The sequence below is a fragment of the Glycomyces luteolus genome, from assembly GCF_027622875.1.
Classification (GTDB): Bacteria; Actinomycetota; Actinomycetes; order Mycobacteriales; family Micromonosporaceae; genus Glycomyces; species Glycomyces luteolus.
Genome location: NZ_JAPZVP010000002.1, coordinates 70,391 through 92,121 on the forward strand (window position 1 = coordinate 70,391; position 21,731 = coordinate 92,121).

Sequence of the window (21,731 nt, forward strand, 5' to 3'; positions counted from 1 at the left end):
ATGCACGTGCGGCACGGTAGGCTCCACTCGAGCGGAAGCCACGGCGATCGCTTGCGGAGCCGTACATGTGCACCAGCACGAGTGGGACGAACTGAACAATCGAACCCCTCCGTCGCATCCCCAGGCGACGGGCCGGTGCCTCCCCTGGCACGCGGTACACGGATAACTGACATGACTGCGGCACAAGGATTGTGGGATCCGCGCGCTGCGGTTGGAGGTAGTAATGGTCCTCGGTGGTGATGAGCCGACCGGCTCACTCGTCAGACCGTACGCGGTCACTCGCGGCCGCACGCGGCCCCAATTGGAGATCGCCCTGGAAGCGCTGGTGGAGACCACTGCGCGCGGCCGGTCCGGGCAGTTCCTCGGCGGCCGGGAGCAGAAGGTGATCGTCGACCTGTGCGGCGGGCGCCTCCAGTCCCTGGCCGAGATCGCCGCGCGCATGGAGGTGCCCTTGGGCGTCGCGCGCGTGCTGGTCGCCGACATGGCGGCCGATGGATTGCTGGCAGTGCACGAACCCACCGGATTCGACGCGGACGGCGGCGACGGATCGGTCGGAACCGAGCTCCTTGAGCGTGTCCTCAGTGGACTCAGGAGGCTATAGACCCACATGAACTCACCCGCAGACACCTCTCGCGTGACCTCTGCCAAGATCGTCATCGCCGGCGGCTTCGGCGTCGGCAAGACGACCTTGGTCGGATCGGTCTCCGAGATCACTCCGTTGACGACCGAGGCGATCATGACCTCTGCCTCGGAGGGCGTCGACGACAACAACCTGGTGCCCGACAAGGCGACCACTACGGTGGCGATGGACTTCGGCCGTATCACCATCGACCAGGACCTGATCCTGTACCTGTTCGGCACGCCCGGCCAGACCCGTTTCTGGTTCATGTGGGACGAACTCGTGCGCGGTGCGATCGGCGCCATCGTCCTCGTCGACACCCGCCGCCTTGCCGACTGCTTCTCGGTCATCGACTTCTTCGAGCACCGGAAGCTGCCCTACCTGGTGGCCGTGAACTGCTTCGACGGCAAGCAGCTCCACGACCTCAACGACATCCGCGACGCGCTGCAGATCTCGCACGACGTCCCCGTGATGTACACGGACGCCCGTAACCGGGAGTCCACCAAGCAGGTGCTCATCAAGCTCGTGGAATACGTGCTCTCGATGCGCCGCACCCGCACCGTCGGCGTCCACTAGTCGCCCACAGGCGGACGCACGACGACTGTCTAGGCTGACCCATCTCCCTGGACCATGCTTCGAAGGGGCCCAAGGCTTTACGCCTTGGGTCCTTTCGTTTGCCTTGAAGAAGGACGGCCCCCTCACGGCCTGATCGAATCCGGGTTCGGTCGGGCGGCGACAACGAGGTCCAGTGCTCTTCGAAGCGGCATTCCGGCAGACCGGTTCGATTCGGTCGCAGTTCAGGCGGGCAGCGACGGCGAGGTTCGCGCAGGCTCTGCGAGGCGCTGCGGCTTCCCGGTGCGATGGTGCCTGCGGCTCAACCAATCAGCGATAACAGGGCGGGGAAGGGGATCGGGCGCGTCTCTGGCCTCCGGCTGGCTCAGGTCCGGGCTCAACCAATCAGCGACGACAGGGTGGGGTATGAGGTCGGGTTCGTCTCCGGCTTCCCGGTCGGCTCGGGTCCGGGCTCAAACAATCAGCGACGACAGGGCGGGGAAGGGGATCGGGTTCGCCTCTGGCTTCCCGGCCGGCTCGGGTCCGGGCTCAACCAATCAGCGACGACAGGGCGGGGAAGGGGATCGGGTTCGTCTCTGGCTTCCCGGCCGGTTCAGGGTCTGGGTGGGCGGCGGGTGGGTGTGGGCTGGGGTGGGTTGTCGTTGCCGGGCATGGCGGTAGGCCCGAACCTGGTGGGGGTTCGAGCTGGGGGGCTGGCCTCGGCAGGCCGGTGGTGTGCCTTCCCTTCCCCGCCCCGGCTGCCACCGTGGCGGGCACCCTAACCAGGGCGGAGGGCCGCCGGGGACTGCCGGTCCGGCCGGGGGTGTCGGCGTGCCGTACGTTTCTCGGCATTTCGCTTTCGCCGCTCGCATGGCTTTCACGGCTCGGTCGTGGTCGATGGCTTCGGCGAGGGCGTCGAGGTCGGGTTTCAGTGTCTCGGACCATTCGGTGCGGTAGAGCCCGGTCGGGAAGTAGTCGAAGTCGTCATCTCGGTGCTCGGCGTCCATGTCCTTGTCGGTGCGCCAGTCACTGCACCCGCACCCATCCCCTTCGCTGGGGCCCTGGCCGCCCTGGCTTGGACCGGTCTGGGTGTCGTGGCTGTCGTGGTGGGTGATGACCGCGGTGCCGGGGCCGGTCTTCTCGATCGTCCAGCCGGGGGTGTGGATGCGGCCGTGGTGGAAGCGGCAGAGCAGGATCAGGTTCTCAGCGACGGTGGGTCCGCCGTCGGCCCAGTGCTGGAGGTGGTGGGCCTCGGTCCAAGCAACCGGGCGCCCGCACCCGTGCCAGGCGCACCCGTCGGGCTGCTCGAGCTCCAGCTTCCGTCGCAGGGCCGCGTTCGGGAGGCGCTCGGCGCGGCCCAGTTCGACTGCTTCGCCGGTGCGGTAGTTGAAGACGGCGGGGATGATGGCGGCTTCGCAGGCGAGGAGGCGGGCGCGGGCGGGACTGATCGGCTGGCCTTCCAGGAGCGGGGTGCGGCCGGTGTCGTGGCCTTGCAGCGTCTCGATGTCCACCACCAGGTTGAGGGTGGCGGTGTGGCCGTGCCGGGTCGATGCCTGCGGGGAGGCGCCGTAGCCGGCGAGGAGCTGGTGGAGGGCTTCGGCGTGGCGGTTGGCTTGCGGGGGCAGGATGCCGTCGGTGTCGGTCTCGTCTTGGCGGGGCGGGGGGCAGGCGGTCTTGAGGTACTTCTCCAGCAGCCGCCCGGTCGCGTCTGAGAGTTGGCCTTCCAAGGCCCACATGCCGTTGTGCTGCGGGGTCAGGTCGAGGCGCTGCATGGACTGCTGCCCGAGCTCGTCGAACAGCTCGGTCGCTTCGGCGATGGAGGCCCACAGTTCGTCGAGGTGGCGGCGCAGGTCCTTGAAGGTGGCATGCGCGCAGTACTCGGTGACCATCGCCTCGGGGGTGGTGCACAGAGTCTGGGGGTCGAAGGGGGAGGGGACTGGGTTCTTGAAGGGGGTGCGGGCGAAGTGGCGCATGGCCGTGGTCTGGTCGAGCTGGCGGACCGCGAAGGCGACCTGGTCGATTCTGGCTTTCCCGGTCGTCGCCGCCTCGGCGAGCACACGGAACTTCCCCGAGAGGCGGGCGATGGCCGCGATGGCGCCTGCGGTGTTGAACGTGAAGTCGAACTGGGAGACCAGGAGGTCGCGGAGGGCGGAGAAGCCGAACTCGGAGCGGTGCAGGTTCTGCTCTTTCATCGCGATCACTGCCGAGAGCACCTGGGCGTGCTGGGTGTTGATGGCGGCGGCGGCCTCGTCGAGAGTGGAGCGGATAGCCGCTGCCTGGGCGGGCCGGTCGGAGGCCAGGGGAGGGACGGGGACCGGGGTGGTGGTGCAGCGGCTCATGGGTCCTTTCGCCTCCCTTCCTGTTCTCGAATGTCCTACCGGTTTTCGCTTCCGTGTTCGTAGTTCAATGATGACAGGTCGGCTGCTTGGCGTCATCACCCAAAGGAGTGAACATTCCATGAGGGACATTCACGGAGGCCTCCAGACCGCCTGGGGCGCAGGACAAGCCGGGAGAAGCTCGGACCTCCGCCGCTCCACCTCCGCGCTGCCAGCCAGTCGCATGACACACCCCAAAGGAATACGCCCCTTTGTCGCTGCCTGCTTGAACCCCGCACGAATCAGACCTCGCAGCCGAATCGAGTCCCCGCCCAACCCGCCACCGCTTCGTCGCCGCCCGCTCTGAGTCCTACCCCCACACCGCAGCAGCCCGCCAAACAAGGGCGCCAATGGAAACCCGATCTTCACGGCAGTGTCACGAACTCCAGATCGCCAGCGGTGCACTGTTTGTGACATGCCGAACGTGAGTCGTTCATGCGGCGGAAATCCGGATTCGGGAGACTCCACCCGGTCAAGGGGCCGAGGTCGTCCCCGGCACACCAAGGTCCGATCCCCGAGGAGCGCCCATGTCCTATGTGAAACCGGCGGAGTTCACCGCGCGGATGATCGACGCCGGCGAGGCGAAGATCTTCATGTCGACCCGCGACACGGTGCTCCGCGCCTTCATGGCCGGCGCGATCCTCGCCCTGGCCGCCGCGTTCGCGGTCACGATCTCGGTGAACACGGGCCAGCCGCTCCTCGGCGCCCTCTTGTTCCCGGTCGGGTTCTGCATGCTCTACCTGCTCGGATTCGACCTCCTCACCGGCGTGTTCACCCTGGTCCCGCTGGCGCTCATCGACAAGCGCCCCGGCGTGCGCCTGCGCGGCGTGCTCCGCAACTGGGGCCTGGTGTTCGTCGGCAACTTCGCGGGAGCGTTCACCGTCGCCCTCATGATGGCCGTCATCGTCACCTACGGCTTCTCCGTGGAGCCCAACGAGATCGGCCAGCAGCTCGGCGTCATCGGCGAGAGCCGCACCGTCGGCTACGCCGAGCACGGCGCCGCCGGGATGCTCACCCTGTTCATCCGCGGCGTGCTCTGCAACTGGATGGTCTCCACCGGCGTGGTCGCCGCGATGATGTCGACCTCCGTGCCCGGCAAGGTCATCGGCATGTGGATGCCGGTGCTCGTGTTCTTCTACATGGGCTTCGAGCACTCGATCGTCAACATGTTCCTGTTCCCGGCCGGCCTCCTCCTCGGCGGGAACTTCTCCATCGGCGACTACCTGATCTGGAACGAGATCCCCACGGTCATCGGCAACCTCGTCGGCGGCCTCACCTTCGTCGGCCTCACCCTCTACGCCACCCACGCCCGCACCGGCTCCACCCGCACCCGCCCGGTCACCGTCCCCGCCCCGCGGGAGAAGGTCGCCGCCGAGTAGTCAGCGCAACGAAGACGGGCCCCGAGGCGATCGCCTCGGGGCCCGTTCCGGTTGTCTCAGACGACCTTGGGGATCGAGCCCGTGTTCGTCAGGGCCTCGTTGAGCAAGGGGCCCACCTGCATCGTGAACTGGCCGAGCTCGTAGCCGAGCTGCTCGCGGTCGCACTGGGAGACCGCGAGGAGGGTGAGGCAGATCTGGGGGCCGACGGGGGCGGCGAGAAGCACGCCCTCGGCCATCTCGACGATGACCTGCTGGGTCGGTCCGTGGTCCATGGACCGGCCCGCGCCCTCGCCCATCGAGAGGAGGCCGGATCCGATGCCCGCCAACTGGTCCGCGCGCTCTTTGGGGAGCCCGGCTGAGACCGCCAGGGGCAGGCCGTCGACGCTGACGAGGACCGCGTGGGAGAGGCCGGGGGTGCGGGCCACGAGCGAGCCGAGGAGCATGCTCAGGGATCGCTCGTAGACGCCGAGATTGGCGCTCATCGGGTCGCCATCCTCTCCGTCCTGGCGCCCGCACCGGGGCGGCCGCCCCGGGCGCGGCCCCAGCCTTTGAAGTAACCGGCGGTGTTCTGCGCCAGGAGCTCGGGGTCGCGGTCGATCGGCTCGTCGAAGCGCGGGTGCTCGTCGGCGACGACCGCGCCGGGCACCAGGTTCGCCTGCGGCTTGCGTCGCGGCAGCCCGGTGGGCGTGGTCGGCTCCTCGGTCTCGGGGGCCTCGGTGACGTGACGGGCCATGCGCCAGCCGTCGTCGCCGGGGAGGTTCCACGACTCCGGTTCGGGCTCTTCGCTTTCGGGTCGCTTGAACCAGGCGCTGCGGGCCTGGCCGAGGATGAGCAGGCCGTCGTCGTCGTTCATGAGGCTCGCGACGTCGACGATGCTGACGTCGTCCCTGGGCTGCCACGGGTGGCGGCGCGACTCCGGCTCCGGCTGGCGCATGCTCTCGGACTGGAACGCGTCGGCCAGCGCCGGGCGCAGGTTCGGCGAAGTCCGCTCGGACGGCAGCGGGAGATCCGATTGCGGCAGTTCGGCGGGCTGGGCCCGGCGGCGCCTGCGGATCGAGCGGGTGTGGCTCTCGCCGTCGACTGGCGGCATCTGCGATTCGGGGATCACCTGCGTCGCTTCGAGGTCCACGACCGAGTGCAGCTGCGAGGCCGGGTCGAGCGCGCGGAGGCTCTGTCGGTCGGGGAGGTCGCCGGGGAGGCGGACGGTGGTGTGGGTGCCGTGGCCGTGGCGGCCGGACCCGCGGTCCTCGTCGTCGTCGTACGCGGCCGGCGGGGGCGGGGCGGTGTCGAGGCGCGGGCGCTTGGCCTGCAGCAGCCCGATGAGGCCTTCGAGCGAGCGGTCCCAGGCGGAGACGGCGTCGGCGGTGGCGGAGACGGACGGGGCGACTGACGGGTCGTCCCCGCCGCCGATCTCGCGGATCGCCTCGGTCAGGGCCCCGGCCATCGCCGCGACCTGGCCCGGGTCGGCGACCGTGGCGAGGTCCGCGGCGAGCTCTTCGGTCGAGATCGACTGGAGCGCACCGGGCTGGGGGAGCCGGGTGAGGATTGCGACGGCGTTCGCCTCGCTCGGGTCGTCCCAGGCGGCCAGCGCGGCGGGGAAGACCGCGCGCAGCAGGCATGTGAGCGCCTCTGCCGCGTCGTGACGCGCTCTGGCGGCCGAGGCCACGGTGTCGAGGATCGGGCGCAGAGCGTGGATCTCAGGGCGCGCGGCGAACGGCTGGCCGCTGACCTCGCCGGTGGCGAGGCCGCGGGCCATGGCGATGGCGTCGTCGAGGGCGTCCTTGGAGCGGGAGGCCGGACTGGCGGCGCGGATGACGAGCTGTCCGGCGGCTGCGGCGAACTCGGCCAGCTGGACTATCTCCTCGGAGACGGCCACCGAGACGGATTGCCCGGGCGCCGATCGCGCGAGGAGGCTGTTGAGGCGGACCCAGCCGCGGGGGTCGTCGCCGAAGGTGTCGGTGGCGATGAGGCCGCCTCCCGCCGCGACGAGCGCGACGGCGCAGGCGGTGTCGCCTTGTCCGGCTCCTGCTACCTGCTGGTCGATGGTGATGCCGCAGAACACTTGCACCCGCGGGGCTCCTCTCGTAGGGCGCACCCGGACGGGCGCCGGCCCCTGTCGGCGGGGCAGCAGCCCAGCCTGTATTTACCAGTCCGTTATCAGTTTTCCGCAGAATACTCGGTTCTGCAAGCGGACGGACAGTGCGGGTTCACGAAGGGATGGAAGGTCATACTACGCAATTGCGTCAATTCCTTGACGGTGCCCACCAGGGGATTCCCTTGTGGAATAACGCTGGAGTGCGCGGCGGCGCCGCCGCGCGGAGCCGCGGCGGCGCGAGTAATCGGACTCGGAGTATGAGTCCGCATGGGCTGTTCGGCCGATAGGGGAGCGGCGCTCTAACCGCGCCATTCCACGTGGTCGTTGATCTTGGCGATGACGCCGCGCCAGGCGATGGCCGCCTGCTGCGAGTCGCTCCTCTTCAAGCGGCGCTTGGCGAGTTTGCCGCGCAGGCCGCCGTCGACGACGACCCGGAAGGCCTCGTCGAGGTCGTCGAGCGGCGAGCCGGGGGCGAGCGAGCCCACGATCGAGTCGTTCTTGAGCGCGTATCCGAGGTCGCGGCCGACTTCGGCGGCCTTGATGAGCAGCTCGGGCTCCCAGGCGTCCTGGCCGCCGCGGAGGTTGGCGACCACCAGGTCCAGTTCGTAGGTGTCGTCTTCGTCACACGCGATGTCGTCGACGCTGAGGCGCTCCTGCAACTCGGCGTACTCCTCGAGCGCGGCGAGGTCGTGGTCGTCGTTGTCCTTGACGTACGCGACGAGCGCTTCGGCCTCGCGGAAGACCAGCAGCTTCCCCTTGCGGGTCAGGAAGGCCGGGACCTCTTCGGGCTCGGCGTCGAGGGCGTCCTCGTCGTCGTCGGCCGCGGGCTCCTCGTCGGCGAAGTCGGCCGCGTCGGGCTCAGGGGCGTCTTCGTCCTCGGGAGCGGCCTCGGCTTCCTCGGCGTGCTTGCCGCGCGGCGCTTCCGCTTCGGCTTCCTCGTCCTCGGCGGGCTCGGGCCCCTCGGCCTTCGCACCGGGGAGGGTGTCGGACATCCGGTACGCGCGCAGGGTGAAGCCGGAGTCCTTGCCCAGGTGGAGTTCCACCGGGTCGATACTCAACTCGTTCCAGAGCTTGTCGGTTTCGGCGCTGCGCACCGGCCCGTCCGTTTCGGCCGCCATGTCGCGTCCCTCCCGTAGTGATCTAGCTGGGGAACAGCGTACGACGACGCGACACGCCCGGTCGTACCCGGTAGGTCCGTTCAAATAGGAAGGCCCCGCTCATGACGAGCGGGGCCCTTCGCACGGTGCTAGTAACCGCCTCCGGCGGCCGCGGCCATCCCGGCCGGGTGCCATACGGTCTTGTACTCGGTCCACTGCCGCAGCAGTCCGAGGGAATCGAGCTGCCTTCCGGGGCGGCGGACCACCTTCAGGGTCTCGGCTGCCGCGGCTTCCAGGCTCGCCGCCAGTTCGGCGTCGGCGACGCCGCTCAGGTCGATCCCGTTGACGTCGGCGTGCGCGGCCAGGTGCGGCGCGATCTCGGCGGCCCTGCCGCTGAGCACGTTCACCACCCCGCCGGGCAGGTCCGAGGTGGCGAGCACTTCACCGAAGCTCAACGCGGGCAGGGGCTTCGTCTCGCTGGCGAGCACCACCGCGGTATTGCCGGCGGCGATCGCGGGGGCGACGGCCTCGATGAGGCCCAGGAACGGGTCGTCCTGCGGAGCGATCACGCAGATGACGCCGAGCGGCTCGGGCGTCGTGTGGTTGAAGTACGGGCCCGCGACCGGGTTGGCCCCGCCGAGCACGGACGTGTACTTGTCGGTCCAGCCCGCGTAGTGCACGAGCCGGTCGATCGCGGACTCCACGGTCCCGAGGGCCGCATCCGGTTCCGCCCCAGTGGCTTCGGCGACCTCTTCGGCGAACTGCCCGGCGCGGCCTTCGAGCATCTCGGCGGCCCGGTACAGGATCTGGCCGCGCAGGTAAGCGGTCTGGCCCGCCCACGGCCGCTGCGCCTTGCGGGCGGCGGCCACGGCGTCGCGGCCGTCCTTGCGGCTGGCGAGCGCGGCGTTGGCCAGCTCGGTCCCGTCCGGGCTGCTCACGGGGTAGCTCCTTCCGGACTCCGAGCGGGGGAACTTCCCGCCCACGTACAGCTTGTAGGTCTTCTTGACCCGCAGTCGATCAGACATCGAGGTAGGCCTCCAGCCCCTGGCGGCCGCCTTCGCGGCCGTAACCGGACTCCTTCAGGCCGCCGAACGGGCTGGCGGCGTCGAACTGGTTGAACGTGTTGGCCCACACCACGCCCGCGCGCAGCCGCTCGGCCGCCCACAGGATCTTGGAGCCCTTCTCCGTCCACACCCCGGCCGAGAGGCCGTACGGGGTGTTGTTGGCCTTGGCGATCGCCTCGTCCGGGGTGCGGAACGTGAGCACGCTGAGCACCGGGCCGAAGATCTCCTCCTTGGCGATCCGCATGGACTGCTGCACGCCGGTGAACACGGTGGGGCGGAACCAGAACCCGCGGTCGGGGAGGTCGCAGTCGGGCTGCCAGACCTCGGCGCCCTCGCCTCTGCCGGTGTCGGTGAGCGCGGTGATCCGCTCGAGCTGCTCAGCGGAGTTGATCGCGCCGATGTCGGTGTTCTTGTCGAGCGGGTCGCCCACGCGCAGGGTCTCGACGCGGGCCTTCAACCGCGCCAGCACCTCGTCCGCCACCGACTCCTGCACGAGGAGGCGCGAACCGGCGCAGCACACGTGCCCCTGGTTGAAGAAGATGCCGTTGACGATGCCTTCGACGGCCTGGTCGATCGGCGCGTCGTCGAAGACGATGTTCGCGGCCTTGCCGCCCAGTTCCAGAGTGAGCTTCTTCTTCGAGCCCGCGATGGACTTCGCGATCGCCCGGCCCACCGCGGTGGACCCGGTGAACGCGACCTTGTCCACGGCGCTGGCCACGAGCGCCGCGCCCGTCCCGCCCGCACCCGGGAGGATGTTGACGACGCCGGGCGGCAGGTCGGCCTCCTGGCACAGCTCGGCGAACATGAGCGCGGTCAGCGGCGTGGTCTCGGCGGGCTTGAGCACCGCCGTGTTCCCGCACGCGAGCGCCGGGGCGATCTTCCAGGCGAGCATGAGCAGCGGGAAGTTCCAGGGGATGACCTGGCCGATGACGCCGAGCGGCCTCGGGTCGGCGCCGAGGCCCGCGTAGGCGAGTTTGTCGGCCCAGCCCGCGTGGTAGAAGAAGTGCTGCGCCGCGGTGGGCACGTCGAAGTCGCGGGTCTCCTTGATGGGCTTGCCGTTGTCGAGGGACTCGGCGACGGCGAACTCGCGGGCCTTCTCCTGCAGCAGCCGGGCGATCCGGAACAGGTACTTGCCCCGCTCCGCGCCGCTCATGGGGCCCCACACGGTCTCCTGCGCGCGGCGGGCGGCGGCGACGGCGGCCTGGACGTCGGCCTCGCCGGCCTCGGCCACGGTGAACAGGACCTCCTCAGTGGAGGGGTTCACGGATTTGAAGTCGGCGCCGTCGGCGGCGTCGGTGAACTCCCCGTCGACGAACAGCCCGTAGTGCTCTTTGATCTGGGGCCGCACCGACTCGGGTGCGGGCGCGTACTCGAACATCGCTTAGTCCACCGTCACGTAGTCGGGGCCGGAGTAGTGGCCGGTCTTGAGCTTCTGGCGCTGCATGAGCAGGTCGTTGAGGAGGCTCGAGGCGCCGAAGCGGAACCACTCGCTGGAGAGCCAGTCGTCGCCGAGGACCTCGTTGACGCACACCAGGTATTTGATGGCGTCCTTGGTGCCCCGGATGCCGCCCGCGGGCTTGACGCCGACCTGGACGCCCGTGAGCGCCCGGTAGTCGCGCACGGCCTGCAGCATCAGCAGCGTCACCGGGAGGGTGGCGTTCACGCCCACCTTGCCGGTGGAGGTCTTGATGAAGTCGGCCCCGGCGTACATGGCGAGCCAGGAGGCGCGGCGCACGTCGTCGTAGGTGACGAGCTCGCCGGTCTCGAGGATGACCTTGAGGCGGGCGTCGCCGCTGGCGGCTTTGACGGCCTTGATCTCGTGGAAGACCCGTTCGAGGTCACCGGCGAGGAACGCGCCGCGGCTGATGACCATGTCGATCTCGTCGGCTCCGGCGCGCACCGCCGCTTCGGTGTCGGCGAGCCGCACGTCGAGGGGCACCTGCCCGGCGGGGAACCCGGTGGCCACGGAGGCGACCTTCACCGCGGAGCCTTTGAGGGCCTCGGCGGCGACGGACACCATCGAGGGGTAGACGCAGACGGCCGCGGTCGAGGGCGCGTCGCCGTCGGGACGGAGCGCCTTGGCGGCGAGCGACCGGACCTTCCCGGGCGTATCGGCGCCTTCCAGCGTGGTGAGGTCGATCATGCTGATGGCGAGATCGATGGCTTTCGCCTTCGACTCGGCCTTGACCGAGCGGGTGGCGAGCCCCGCCGCGCGCGCTTCGAGGCCTACCGCGTCGACGCCGGGGAGGGCGCGGACGAGGGAGGCGGCCTCGGCGCCGCTCAAAATTGATCCCATGACTGGATGATATCCGTATCCTGGCTGTACGCACGCGCGGCTCGCAAGCTTCGCCGCGTGTTCGGCTCAGACTGTGGTGACCAGCTCACATTAGCGCGGCGAACTGGGCGTTAAGGTTGGGAACCGTGGATGTCAAGATCGTCGAACACCCGCTCGCCGCAGAACGGCTTACCGCCATGCGGGACGAGCGCTCGGACTCGCCAAGGTTCCGGGCTGCCCTGCACGAGCTCACAACAATGCTCGTCTACGAGGCCACGCGCGACGTGGCCGTGACCGAATACGAGATCAGGACCCCCGTGGCGCCAGCCAAGGGGTTCCGGCTCGGGAACCCTCCGCTGCTCGTCCCGGTGCTGCGCGCCGGGCTCGGCATGGCCGACGCGGCGCAGGCGATGATCCCCGACGCCTCGATGGGCTTTGTGGGCCTGGCCCGCGACGAGGAGACCCATGAGCCGTACGCCTACATGGAGTCCCTGCCCGACGACCTGGCCGGCCGCCATGTCATCGTCCTGGACCCGATGGTCGCCACCGGCGGTTCGCTGCTGCGCTGCTGCGAGATGATCGCCTCGCGCGGCTGCACCGACATCGACCTGATCTCGGTCCTGTGCGCGCCCGCCGGGCTCGCGAAGCTCGACGCCTCGGGCATCGCCATGAAGATGACGACCGCCGCGGTCGACCCCGAGCTCAACGGCAAGGCCTACATCGTCCCCGGCCTGGGCGACGCGGGCGACCGCCAGTTCGGCGCCTACCGCCGCTTCTAGCAACGCGACAGGGGCCCGGCTGGAACAGCCGGGCCCCTGTCGCGTGCGCGTCTAGTGCGGGACGCCGAGGACCGCGGCGATCTCGGCCTTCAAGGCCTCCACGCTGGCGCGGGCGCGTTCGCGGGCGGCGGCGAGGTCGCCGCCGACGTCCTCGCGGACCTCCAGGTACGCCTTCAGTTTCGGCTCGGTGCCGCTGGGGCGGCAGACGACGCGGGCGTTGGCGGTGGTCACGGTGACCACGTCGGCGTCGGGGAGCCGGTCGAGGTATTCGGTGACGGGCTCGTCGAGGAGCGACGTGGGCTGGTGGGCCCGCAGGCGCTTCATGCACGCGTCGATCTCGCTGAGGTCGTCCACCCGCACCGAGAGCTGGCCGGTCTCGTAGACGCCGAACTCCTCGGCGAGCTCGTCGAGGCGGTCCTGGAGGGTCGCCATCCGGGCGGCCTGCCCGGCCGCGATCTCGCTGACGACGAGGGAGGCGGAGATGCCGTCCTTGTCGCGCAGGAACTCCGGGGCGACGCAGTAGCCGAGGGCCTCTTCGAACGCGAACGCGAGGTCGGCGTTGGTGCGGGCCAGCCATTTGAAGCCGGTGAGGGTCTCCATGTAGCCGAAGCCGCGCCGCTCGCACATCGCCTTGAGCTGCGTGGTGGAGACGATGGTGGTCGCGTAGGTGCCCTTGCGGCCCTTGCGCATCCAGTGGTCGGCGAGGAGCACGCCCACTTCGTTGCCGCTGAGCTGGCGCCAGGAGCCGTCGCCGGTGGGGACGGCGACGGAGCAGCGGTCGGCGTCGGGGTCGAGGGCGAGCGCCACGTCGGCGCCCTCTTCGATCGCGAGGGCTTTGAGCAGGTCGATCGCGCCGGGCTCTTCCGGGTTGGGGAAGGCGACGGTGGGGAAGTCGGCGTCGGGTTCAGCCTGTTCGGCGACGAGGGTCGGGGCGGGGAATCCGGCCCGCTCCATGGCTTTGACCAGGGTGGCGCCGCCGACGCCGTGCATCGGGGTGGCGACGGACGCGAGGCGCTTGGGGTCGTCGGGGTCGACGACGGTGGCGACCGCCGCCAAGTATTCGTCCACGATGGACTCGTCGAGGGTCTCGCCTTCGTCGCCGAGGGGGATCTCGGAGAGCGGCCCGAGCGCTTCGATCGCGGCTTCGATCTCGGTGTCGGCGGGCGGGACGATCTGCGCGCCCGCGCCGAGGTCGCCGCCGAGTTCGCGGCCGAGGTAGACCTTGTACCCGTTGTCCTGCGGCGGGTTGTGGCTGGCGGTCACCTGGACGGCGGCCGCGGCGTCGAGTTTCGTGACGGCGTAGGCGGTCACGGGCGTCGGGAGCGTCCCGGGCATGACGAGGGCGCGGCGGCCGGAGCCGGTGACGACGCGCGCGGTCTCGGCGGCGAAGGCGCGGCTGCCGTGGCGGGCGTCGTAGCCGATGACCACGGGCCCTTCCGCGCCTTTGGCGTCGAGCCAGTTCGCGAGGCCAGCGGCGGCGGCGCGCACGACGGCGAGGTTCATGCCGTTCGGTCCGGCGCGCAGCGGGCCGCGCAGGCCCGCGGTGCCGAACTTGAGGCGCCCGGCGAAGCGGTCGGCGAGCTCGGGGGCCGTCGCGGGCAGGCCGTCGAGCAGCCGGTACAGCTCGTCCCGGGAGGTCTTGTCAGGGTCGTCGGTGATCCACTGCAGCACATCGGTGCGCAGCGCATCCAGGTTCATCTCCTCGGTCATGCGGAAATCGTCGCATACGCGCATGACGGGAGGCACCTGTTGCGGACGGTGTGGCCTCAGCCGGTCGTGAACGACGCCACGGCCTCGTTGTACACCTGCTGTGATAGGTCCCATGCATCGGCGTCGCCGGAGACGAACACGCCGAACGTGGTGCCGTCGCCCGCGTCGACGAGCGCCCAGATCGAGTGCCGGTCGGCGCCGGTCTCGTCGAGGTTGGTGCCGGTGTACTCGAGGACGGTGCCGTCCATGCCGCCGAACGCGGCGTCCTCGAGCCGGACCTGCTCGAGGTTCTCCATCTCGCTGGGCAGGCCGTCCCAGTACGTGCTCAGGTGGTCCTCGGTGCCGTCGGCGCCTTTGTCGGAGCCGAAGTAGAACCGCACCCACTGGGTCTGGTCGTCGGGGTTGTAGTACGACACGAAGTCGTCGCCGGTCTCGCCCGCGGCCCAGTCCGCGGGGTAGTTCGCGGTGAAGCCGTCGCCTTCGTGGGTCTCGGTCTCGAACGCCGGGCCCTCGCCGCCGTCGCCTTCGCCCTCGCCTTCGGATTCGCCGCCCTCGCCGGCGGACTCCTCCCCGGTGCTCTCGGACGCGCCCGGGTCCCCGCCGCCGCCGGTGTCGCCGAGCAGGAGCTTGTAGGCGCCCCAGCCGAGGACGAGCGCGAGCAGCACGCAGATGACGATGACCGAAGTGGACTTCCACACGTTCCCGGCCGGTTCCGGCTCGGGTTCGCGTTCGCGGACGTTCGGACGCGGGCCGGTGCGCGGCGGCGACACGTCCTGGTAGGCGGCCTGCTGCTGGAACGGCGGCGACTGCTGCGGGATCCCGCCCGTGCCGAGCGGCCCGGCCAGCAGCGACTGGAGCTCCTGCCGCACCTGCGGCAGCGGCGCGCGCTGCTGCGGGTCCTTCGCGAGCATCCCGCCGATGAGCGGCGTGAGGGGCCCGGCGTGGCGCGGGCTCTCGGGCGGCTCCTGCACGACCGCGCGCATGGTAGAGACGGCGTCGCCGCGGTCGAACGGCGGGCGGCCCTCGACGGCCGCGTACAGGGTCACGCCGAGGCTGAACACGTCGCTGGCGGGTTCGGCCGGGTGCCCGACGGCCCGCTCGGGCGCGATGTAGTGCGCCGAGCCGAGGACCTTCCCGGGCGTGGTGCCGCCCGAGACCTGATGCTGCTGCGCCGCACCGAAGTCGGAGAGGACGCAGCGCCCGTCGGTGGAGATGAGCACGTTCCCGGGCTTGATGTCGCGGTGGATGATCCCCGCGTCGTGCGCGGCCTGCAGCGCCCCGACCAGCGCGAGGCCGATCTTCGCGGCGACGCGCGGCGCGAGCGGCCCGTCCTGCGTCAGGATCTCGGCCAGGCTGCGGGCCTGCAAGAGCTCCATGACGATCCACGGCAGCCCGGCGTGCTCGACGACGTCGAAGATCCGGATGATCGACGGGTGCGACAGCGCCGCGGCGATCTGCGCTTCGCGGCGGGACCGGTCGATGAGCTGCACGCGTTCGGGCGCGGGCAGGTCCGGCGGCAGGAACACCTCTTTGAGGGCTACCTCGCGGCGCAGCACCATGTCCTGGGCGCGCCACACGGACCCGTTGCCGCCCTTGCCGACCAGGTCCACGAGCTGGTAGCGGTCGGCGACGAGGTCGCCGGGCCCGGCCCGGTTGCCGGTGCGCGCCGGCCCGCCGGGGGCGCGCTCGCCGCCGACGGCGAAGCTCTGGCCGAGGTTCCCGTAGTTGCCGTACGAGGAGCTGTGCCGGTACGAGGAGTCCCCGTACGAGTCGCCGCCGTACGCGTCGCGGTTGAAGCCGGGGTTCGACTGCCCGTACGGGGGATTCGACTGCCCGAAACCGGGGTTCGACTGGCCGTACGGCTCCCGCCCCGCATCCGGCCCGGACGCCTGGCCCGAGCGGTACGGATCCGACCCGGTGAACCTTGCCCCGAACGAGGGGTGCGGGTCGGCGCCGCCGAGCTCCGCTCCGTACGATGCACCATAAGAGCCACCAGAGAACCCTTGGGGCTCTTGGGGGTCAGGGGAGTACCGAGGGGGCGGTACCGCGCCGGGGCGGGGGTCCTCATATGCTCCGGGACCACCGCGACCGTAGTCAGATGAGTACGTCATTCGGTCACTCCTCGCGAGGGATCCCCACTAGTCTGCCGTGTCCGGGCCGACCGGTCGGTACCGGGCCCATTTACGGCTCGCTAGCTTCGCCGAGGCTGTTTGCGTAACCAGTAGCGAGCGTGCCGTAAGGGGCGGGCGGCCTCGGGCGCGGCAACGCCCCCGGGAACGGATCGGAGCTTCCCGAAGGCGCAGTACAACCCCTAGGATGGCAGCCATGCAGTCGTCACCGCAAGGCCGCGACGGAATCGAGATCCGGCCCGTCTACGGACCCGAAGACGCCTCGGCGGACCTCCCGGACCGACTCGGCGAACCCGGTTCCTTCCCCTACACGCGCGGCGTCCACCCCTCCATGTACACCTCCAAGCCCTGGACGATGCGCCAGTACGCCGGGTTCGCCACCGCCGCGGAGTCCAACCGCCGCTACCGCGACCTCCTCGAGGCCGGCACCACCGGGCTCTCCGTCGCCTTCGACCTGCCCACCCAGATGGGCTACGACTCCGACGCGCCCGAAGCCGCCGGCGAGGTCGGCAAGGTCGGCGTCGCCGTCGACTCCATCGCCGACATGCGCGTCCTCTTCGGAGGCATCCCCCTCGACGAGGTCTCCACCTCGATGACCATCAACGCCCCCGCCGCCGTCCTCCTCCTGCTCTACCAGCTCGTCGCCGAAGAGCAGGGCGCCGACCCGCGCTCCCTGCGCGGCACCATCCAGAACGACATCCTCAAGGAGTACATCGCGCGCGGCACCTACATCTTCCCGCCCGCGCCCAGCCTCCGCCTCGTCGCCGACACCTTCGCGTACTGCGCCGCCGAACTGCCGCAATGGAACACGATCTCCATCTCCGGCTACCACATGGCCGAGGCCGGCGCCACCGCCGCGCAGGAGCTCGCGTTCACCCTCGCCGACGGCATCGAATACGTCAACTGCGCCATCGACGCCGGACTCGACGTCGACGCCGTCGCCCCCCGCCTCTCCTTCTTCTTCGTCGCCCGCTCCACGATCCTCTCCGAAGTCGCCAAGTTCCGGGCCGCCCGCCGCCTCTGGGCCCGCATCATGCGCGACCGCTTCGGCGCCAAAGACCCCCGCTCGATGAAGCTCCGCTTCCACACCCAGACCGCCGGCGTCGAACTCACCGCCCAGCAGCCCGAAGTGAACCTCGCCCGCGTCACCGTCCAAGCCCTCGCCGCCGTCCTCGGCGGCACCCAGTCCCTCCACACCAACGCCTACGACGAGGCCATCGCCCTCCCCACCGACAACTCCGCCCGCCTCGCCCTCCGCACCCAGCAGGTCATCGCGAACGAGACCGACCTCACCGCCACCGTCGACCCCTTCGCCGGCTCCTACGCCGTCGAAGCCCTCACCGACGCCGTCGAAGCCGAAGCGCTCCGCCTCATCGACGCGGTCTTCGCCCACGGCTCCGCCGTCGCCGCCATCGAAGCGGGCTTCCAGAAGAGCGAGATCGAACGCAGCGCCTACGAGACCGCCAAACGCATCGACTCCGGCGAGCAGATTGTCGTCGGCGTCAACGCCTACACCCTGAACGGCGACGAAGCGCCCTACAAGCCGCTCAAAGTGGACCCGGCCATCGAAGCCGCCCAGGTCGCGCGCCTCACCGCCCACCGCGCCGCCCGCGACGCCGCCGCCCTCGAGACCGCGCTCGCCGCCGTCACGGCCGCCGCCGCCGGCACCGACAACATCCTCTACCCGCTCAAGACCGCGCTCGCCGCCGGCGCCACCGTCGGCGAAGTCTGCACCGCACTCGCCGCCGAATGGGGACGGTACGTACCGACCGACAATTGGTGACCGCCCCAATACCCGCAGTCGAAGCGCACAATGCGTCTGTCGCCGAATTCCCGATCCGGGGAAACACTGGTCGGCGGACGCGCGAAGGCCAGAAATGCGCGTCCGTGTTCTGTATGAAAATCGGATCTCGGCCGTAACTTATCGGCTCGGCAAGCGTTATGCCTCATGACAGCGGGTACGCCTCAAGAGTCGTGACCGCATGTCGTGCAACCGTCACCACTGGCTCGGGGACCAGTAACGGCTCAGCCGACTCGCGGCTCGCAAGCGCCGCCGAGGGGGCTGGCAGGGAGGCGGCAGCCGGGCGTCGCTCATCACGGCGCTGGCCGCAACGGAGCGCGATCGGATTAAGCTTGCCGGATCGCCCTCCATTGGCTTTGATCCTCGAACGCGAATTGCGAGGCGCGAAGGAATGTTTACGCTCACTGCGGAGAAAGTCGTCGAGATGGGTATCGCCACAACATCCAATGAGCCTCGCCCGAGCGCGATCGCGCCCGAGTCGTGTCTCGTGGTACCCGGTGCCCTTCCCTCGTTCGACAGTTCCGGCAACGCCGCTGAGGAGCAGGCCATGTCCACGTCGCTGCCCGAGTTCCTGGACGGCTGGCTGGCCGCCCACACGGGCGAGATCATCGCGGCCCGCCGCCACATCCACGCGAACCCGCGCCTGTCCCGCCAGGAGCACGACACCGCGGACTTCGTGGCCGCGCGCCTCGCCGAAGCCGGTCTCGACCCGCAGCTCATCCCCGACGGCACCGGACTCACCTGCGACATCGGCACCGGCGACCGCGTGATCGCCATCCGCGCCGACATGGACGCGCTGCCGATCCAGGACCCGAAGCAGGTCCCGTACCGCTCCACCGTCCCCGGCGTCACCCACGCCTGCGGCCACGACGCCCACACCGCGATGCTCATCGGCCTCGGCCGGGTCCTCGCCGAACTCGAACGGCTCGAAGGCCTACCGGGCCGCTTCCGGCTCGTGTTCCAGCCGTCCGAGGAGCAGTTCCCGTCCGGCGCGCCCACGATGATCAAGTACGGGGCGCTGCAGGACGTCGCCGCGATCTTCGCGTTCCACTGCGACCCGCAGTTCCAGGCCGGGAAGATCGCCGTCCGCAACGGGCCCCTGACGGCCGCGTGCGACGTCATGGAAGTCCGCATGACCGGCCGCGGCGGCCACACCTCCCGCCCGCACCTGACCTCCGACCTCGTCAACGCCATCGGGCGTGTCGTCGTCGACGTGCCCGCGCTCGTGACCCGCCGCCTGGACCCGCGCCAGTCCGTCGCGATCGTCTTCGGCGCGGTCCAGGCCGGCGAGGCCGCGAACGCGATCCCGCAGGAGGCCCTCGCGCGCGCTACGGTCCGCGTGCACGGCCGCGAGACCTGGGACATGATCCCCGACCTCGTGCAGGAGGTGACCCGCTCGGTCGCCCGCGCCTCCGGCGTCGAATGCGAGATCGACTACCGCCGCGGCGTCCCGCCGGTCGTCAACGACCGCCTCGCCTCCGCGATGTTCGCCGGCGCCACCGCCGCCGCGCTCGGCGACGAAGCCGTCGCCGAAGCCCCGATGTCCATGGGCGGCGAGGACTTCGCGTACTACCTCGAGCAGGTCCCCGGCGCGATGGCCCGCCTCGGCGTCGGCCGCCCCGGCGAGCACCTCGACATCCACCAGGGCAACTTCGACATCGACGAGACCGCCCTCGCCCACGGCATCCGCGTCATGACCCACACCGTCCTCGCCGCGGCCGCCAGCCCCGCCTTCTGAAGCAGCGCAGACCGATCGGGGGAGCCGCGAAGCGGCTCCCCCGACGGCGTACCACGAACATGAACGGAGCGTCCCGGCAAGACGGGCATCCGAAGGCACCCCGTTACCCGACGTACCCGCCGGGTGCGACGGCTCCGACCGGGTAAGACAGCGCTACTCGGCGGTCGGCCGCTTCCGCAGCGCCTCCACATAATCCTGCGGCGCACCCGCCGCCTCGGCCGCGCGCATGATCTCGTCCAGATACCACTGGCTCGGCAGCCCGCCCTCGAAACCCTCGAACACGTACAGCCACACCGGCCGGTTCGCCTCCAGCGTCGCCGCCTGCGTATGCATCTTCCGATACAGCCCCGAGTTCAACCCCTCGAGCTCGTCGAGGACCTGCCGGTCCGCCGGATCCAGGTCGTAGAGCGCCACGAACACCCGCTCGCCCGGCGACTCCACCACCGTGGCCACCGCCGTCTCCGAGCCCAGGTCGGCATTGCCGAAGGTCAGGCGCCAGCCTTCCAACCAGCCAGTCCCCACCAGCGGCGACCGCGGGCAAGTGGCGCGCATTCGGGCAGGGTCGAGATTCGAGCCATACGCGGCATAGAGATGCACGACTCGAAGATACCCTTAAACCAGCCCGCACTGAAGCATCCCGAACACCGAAAGGCGCACCGTGGCACGAGTAGCGATCATCGGCGGAGGCCCGGCCGGGTACGAAGCCGCCCTCGTAGCGGCCCAACTCGGCGCCGACGTCACCCTCATCGAGGCCACCGGAGCGGGCGGCGCCTGCGTCCTCTCCGACTGCGTGCCCTCCAAGACCTTCATCGCCGCCTCCTCCGTCCTCACCGAGATCCACGAATCCAGCGAACTCGGCGTCGGCACCAAAGAAGCCACCGCCGACCCCGCCGCCGTCAACGGCCGCGTCCGCCGCCTCGCCACCCAGCAGTCCGCCGACATCGCCCAGAAACTCGTCAACGCCGGCGTCGACATCGTCTACGGCCGCGGCGCACTCCGCGTCGACAAGGGCTACAACTACCTCCACGAACTCCACATCGTCCCCATCGAAGGCGACCCCTACGACACCGACGCCGACGTCATCCTCATCGCCACCGGCGCCACCCCCCGCACCCTCACCTCCGCCCCCGTCGACGGCGAACGCATCCTCACCTGGCGCCAGCTCTACGACCTCAAAGAACTCCCCGAACACCTCATCGTCGTCGGCTCCGGCGTCACCGGCGCCGAATTCGCCTCCGCCTACCTCGCCATGGGCTCCAACGTCACCCTCATCTCCTCCCGCGACCGCGTCATGCCCCACGAAGACGCCGAAGCCGCCGAAACCGTCGGCCGCGTCTTCGTCCGCCGCGGCATGGACGTCCGCAACCACTCCCGCGCCGCCGCCGCCCGCCGCACCGACAACGGCGTCGAAGTCGAACTCGACGACGGCACCGTCATCGAAGGCACCCACGCCCTCATCTGCGTCGGCTCCATCCCCAACTCCGACAACCTCGGCCTCCACGCCTACGGCGTCACCGTCGACGAACGCGGCTTCATCCCCGTCGACAAGGTCTCCCGCACCAACGTCCCCGGCGTCTACGCCGCCGGCGACGTCACCGGCGTCCACGCCCTCGCCTCCGTCGCCGCCATGCAGGGCCGCATCGCCATCTGGCACGCCCTCGGCGAAGCCGTCCGCCCCATCAAACTCGCCCACGTCGCCGCGAACGTCTTCACCGACCCCGAACTCGCCTCCGTCGGCGTCACCCAGGCCGACGTCGACTCCGGCAAAGTCGACTGCCGCGGCGTCCTCCTCCCCTTCGCCTCCAACCCCCGCGCCAAAATGGTCGACCGCACCGAAGGCTTCGTGAAGCTCTTCGCCTGGAACTCCTCCGGCATCGTCGCCGGCGGCGTCGTCGTCGGCTCCCGCGCCTCCGAACTCATCACCCCGATCGCGCTGGCCGTGGAGCAGCGGCTCACGGTCGAGCAGGTCGCGCGGACGTTCACGATCTACCCGTCCCTGTCGGGCTCGGTCGCCGAGGCCGCCCGCCAGCTCATGGAGTTCTGACCGAGCAGGCGCAGAGGGGGGGGGGCCGGGGGCGGGGGGGGGGGCCCCCGCCGGGGCTGGGGGGGGGGAGGGGG

17 protein-coding genes are annotated in these 21,731 nt (G+C 70.3%); 7 read left to right on the top strand and 10 right to left on the bottom strand.

All coding sequences use genetic code 11. From position 1 onward, the window contains the following. The first annotated feature begins 223 nt into the window (after positions 1-223). A complete protein-coding gene (locus O1R50_RS02345) occupies positions 224-601 on the top strand; it encodes a DUF742 domain-containing protein (RefSeq protein WP_091048505.1) in 378 nt (125 codons plus the stop codon). A 6-nt stretch (positions 602-607) separates the two neighbouring features. Continuing rightward, on the top strand, positions 608-1,195 hold the full coding sequence (locus O1R50_RS02350) for a GTP-binding protein (protein WP_208499596.1): 588 nt from the start codon (positions 608-610) through the stop codon (positions 1,193-1,195). Positions 1,196-1,728: 533 nt separating this feature from the next. On the opposite strand, the gene O1R50_RS02355 is transcribed toward O1R50_RS02350, so the two are convergent. After that, on the bottom strand, positions 1,729-3,510 hold the full coding sequence (locus tag O1R50_RS02355; protein WP_270108245.1) for an HNH endonuclease signature motif containing protein: 1,782 nt from the start codon (positions 3,508-3,510) through the stop codon (positions 1,729-1,731). A 563-nt stretch (positions 3,511-4,073) separates the two neighbouring features. Between O1R50_RS02355 and O1R50_RS02360 the strand changes: the two genes are divergently transcribed. Beyond that, complete coding sequence (locus tag O1R50_RS02360; RefSeq protein WP_270108246.1) at positions 4,074-4,925, top strand: formate/nitrite transporter family protein; 852 nt, start codon at positions 4,074-4,076, stop codon at positions 4,923-4,925. Between the two features lie 56 nt (positions 4,926-4,981). Here O1R50_RS02360 and O1R50_RS02365 read toward each other — a convergent pair whose 3' ends face one another. From O1R50_RS02365 to deoC, 6 genes are all read right to left on the bottom strand, one after another. Next, positions 4,982-5,407, bottom strand: a complete 426-nt coding sequence (locus O1R50_RS02365) for a roadblock/LC7 domain-containing protein (protein WP_228091671.1) — start codon at positions 5,405-5,407, stop codon at positions 4,982-4,984. Continuing rightward, entirely contained in the window at positions 5,404-6,993 is a 1,590-nt protein-coding gene (locus O1R50_RS02370; protein ID WP_270108248.1) for a hypothetical protein, read from the bottom strand. Before O1R50_RS02370 ends, O1R50_RS02365 begins: the two co-directional genes overlap by 4 nt. Before the next feature lie 326 nt (positions 6,994-7,319). Further along, positions 7,320-8,138: a hypothetical protein gene (locus O1R50_RS02375; protein WP_270108249.1), complete on the bottom strand. Its 819-nt coding sequence runs from the start codon at positions 8,136-8,138 to the stop codon at positions 7,320-7,322. A gap of 128 nt (positions 8,139-8,266) precedes the next feature. Next, on the bottom strand, positions 8,267-9,142 hold the full coding sequence (locus tag O1R50_RS02380; RefSeq protein WP_270108251.1) for an aldehyde dehydrogenase family protein: 876 nt from the start codon (positions 9,140-9,142) through the stop codon (positions 8,267-8,269). Further along, a complete protein-coding gene (locus tag O1R50_RS02385; protein WP_270108252.1) occupies positions 9,135-10,559 on the bottom strand; it encodes an aldehyde dehydrogenase family protein in 1,425 nt (474 codons plus the stop codon). The genes O1R50_RS02380 and O1R50_RS02385 overlap by 8 nt, the downstream gene beginning before the upstream one ends. Positions 10,560-10,562: 3 nt before the next feature. Continuing rightward, positions 10,563-11,477, bottom strand: a complete 915-nt coding sequence (gene deoC, locus O1R50_RS02390; RefSeq protein ID WP_270108253.1) for a deoxyribose-phosphate aldolase — start codon at positions 11,475-11,477, stop codon at positions 10,563-10,565. A gap of 125 nt (positions 11,478-11,602) precedes the next feature. Here deoC and upp point away from each other — a divergent pair, with 125 nt between their 5' ends. Next, positions 11,603-12,235, top strand: coding sequence for a uracil phosphoribosyltransferase (gene upp, locus O1R50_RS02395; RefSeq protein ID WP_270108254.1), 633 nt, complete (start codon positions 11,603-11,605; stop codon positions 12,233-12,235). Positions 12,236-12,286: 51 nt separating this feature from the next. Here upp and O1R50_RS02400 read toward each other — a convergent pair whose 3' ends face one another. Further along, a complete protein-coding gene (locus O1R50_RS02400) occupies positions 12,287-13,945 on the bottom strand; it encodes a phospho-sugar mutase (protein WP_270108255.1) in 1,659 nt (552 codons plus the stop codon). A 56-nt stretch (positions 13,946-14,001) separates the two neighbouring features. Then, positions 14,002-16,056: a serine/threonine-protein kinase gene (locus tag O1R50_RS02405; protein WP_270108256.1), complete on the bottom strand. Its 2,055-nt coding sequence runs from the start codon at positions 16,054-16,056 to the stop codon at positions 14,002-14,004. Between the two features lie 214 nt (positions 16,057-16,270). Between O1R50_RS02405 and O1R50_RS02410 the strand changes: the two genes are divergently transcribed. Together O1R50_RS02410 and O1R50_RS02415 are read left to right on the top strand one after the other, a co-directional pair. Beyond that, positions 16,271-17,857, top strand: coding sequence for an acyl-CoA mutase large subunit family protein (locus tag O1R50_RS02410; protein WP_270108258.1), 1,587 nt, complete (start codon positions 16,271-16,273; stop codon positions 17,855-17,857). Between the two features lie 565 nt (positions 17,858-18,422). Beyond that, positions 18,423-19,613, top strand: coding sequence for an amidohydrolase (locus O1R50_RS02415; RefSeq protein ID WP_270108259.1), 1,191 nt, complete (start codon positions 18,423-18,425; stop codon positions 19,611-19,613). Positions 19,614-19,766: 153 nt separating this feature from the next. Here the strand turns inward: O1R50_RS02415 and O1R50_RS02420 are convergent, their stop codons facing one another. Then, positions 19,767-20,210 carry a gamma-glutamylcyclotransferase family protein gene (locus tag O1R50_RS02420; protein WP_205328058.1) on the bottom strand — a complete coding sequence of 148 codons (444 nt, stop codon included), beginning with the start codon at positions 20,208-20,210 and terminating at the stop codon, positions 19,767-19,769. Between the two features lie 61 nt (positions 20,211-20,271). On the opposite strand from O1R50_RS02420, the gene O1R50_RS02425 reads away from it, so the two are divergent. Further along, positions 20,272-21,657, top strand: a complete 1,386-nt coding sequence (locus O1R50_RS02425; RefSeq protein WP_270108260.1) for an NAD(P)H-quinone dehydrogenase — start codon at positions 20,272-20,274, stop codon at positions 21,655-21,657. Positions 21,658-21,731 lie beyond the last annotated feature (74 nt).

Coding starts and splice junctions, on each gene's coding strand:
- O1R50_RS02345 (WP_091048505.1), top strand. CDS start 224: ATGGTCCTCGGTGGTGATGAGCCGACCGGCTCACTCGTCAGACCGTAC.
- O1R50_RS02350 (WP_208499596.1), top strand. CDS start 608: ATGAACTCACCCGCAGACACCTCTCGCGTGACCTCTGCCAAGATCGTC.
- O1R50_RS02355 (WP_270108245.1), bottom strand. CDS start 3,510: ATGAGCCGCTGCACCACCACCCCGGTCCCCGTCCCTCCCCTGGCCTCC.
- O1R50_RS02360 (WP_270108246.1), top strand. CDS start 4,074: ATGTCCTATGTGAAACCGGCGGAGTTCACCGCGCGGATGATCGACGCC.
- O1R50_RS02365 (WP_228091671.1), bottom strand. CDS start 5,407: ATGAGCGCCAATCTCGGCGTCTACGAGCGATCCCTGAGCATGCTCCTC.
- O1R50_RS02375 (WP_270108249.1), bottom strand. CDS start 8,138: ATGGCGGCCGAAACGGACGGGCCGGTGCGCAGCGCCGAAACCGACAAG.
- O1R50_RS02380 (WP_270108251.1), bottom strand. CDS start 9,142: ATGTCTGATCGACTGCGGGTCAAGAAGACCTACAAGCTGTACGTGGGC.
- O1R50_RS02385 (WP_270108252.1), bottom strand. CDS start 10,559: ATGTTCGAGTACGCGCCCGCACCCGAGTCGGTGCGGCCCCAGATCAAA.
- deoC (WP_270108253.1), bottom strand. CDS start 11,477: ATGGGATCAATTTTGAGCGGCGCCGAGGCCGCCTCCCTCGTCCGCGCC.
- O1R50_RS02400 (WP_270108255.1), bottom strand. CDS start 13,945: ATGACCGAGGAGATGAACCTGGATGCGCTGCGCACCGATGTGCTGCAG.
- O1R50_RS02405 (WP_270108256.1), bottom strand. CDS start 16,056: ATGACGTACTCATCTGACTACGGTCGCGGTGGTCCCGGAGCATATGAG.
- O1R50_RS02410 (WP_270108258.1), top strand. CDS start 16,271: ATGCAGTCGTCACCGCAAGGCCGCGACGGAATCGAGATCCGGCCCGTC.
- O1R50_RS02415 (WP_270108259.1), top strand. CDS start 18,423: ATGTCCACGTCGCTGCCCGAGTTCCTGGACGGCTGGCTGGCCGCCCAC.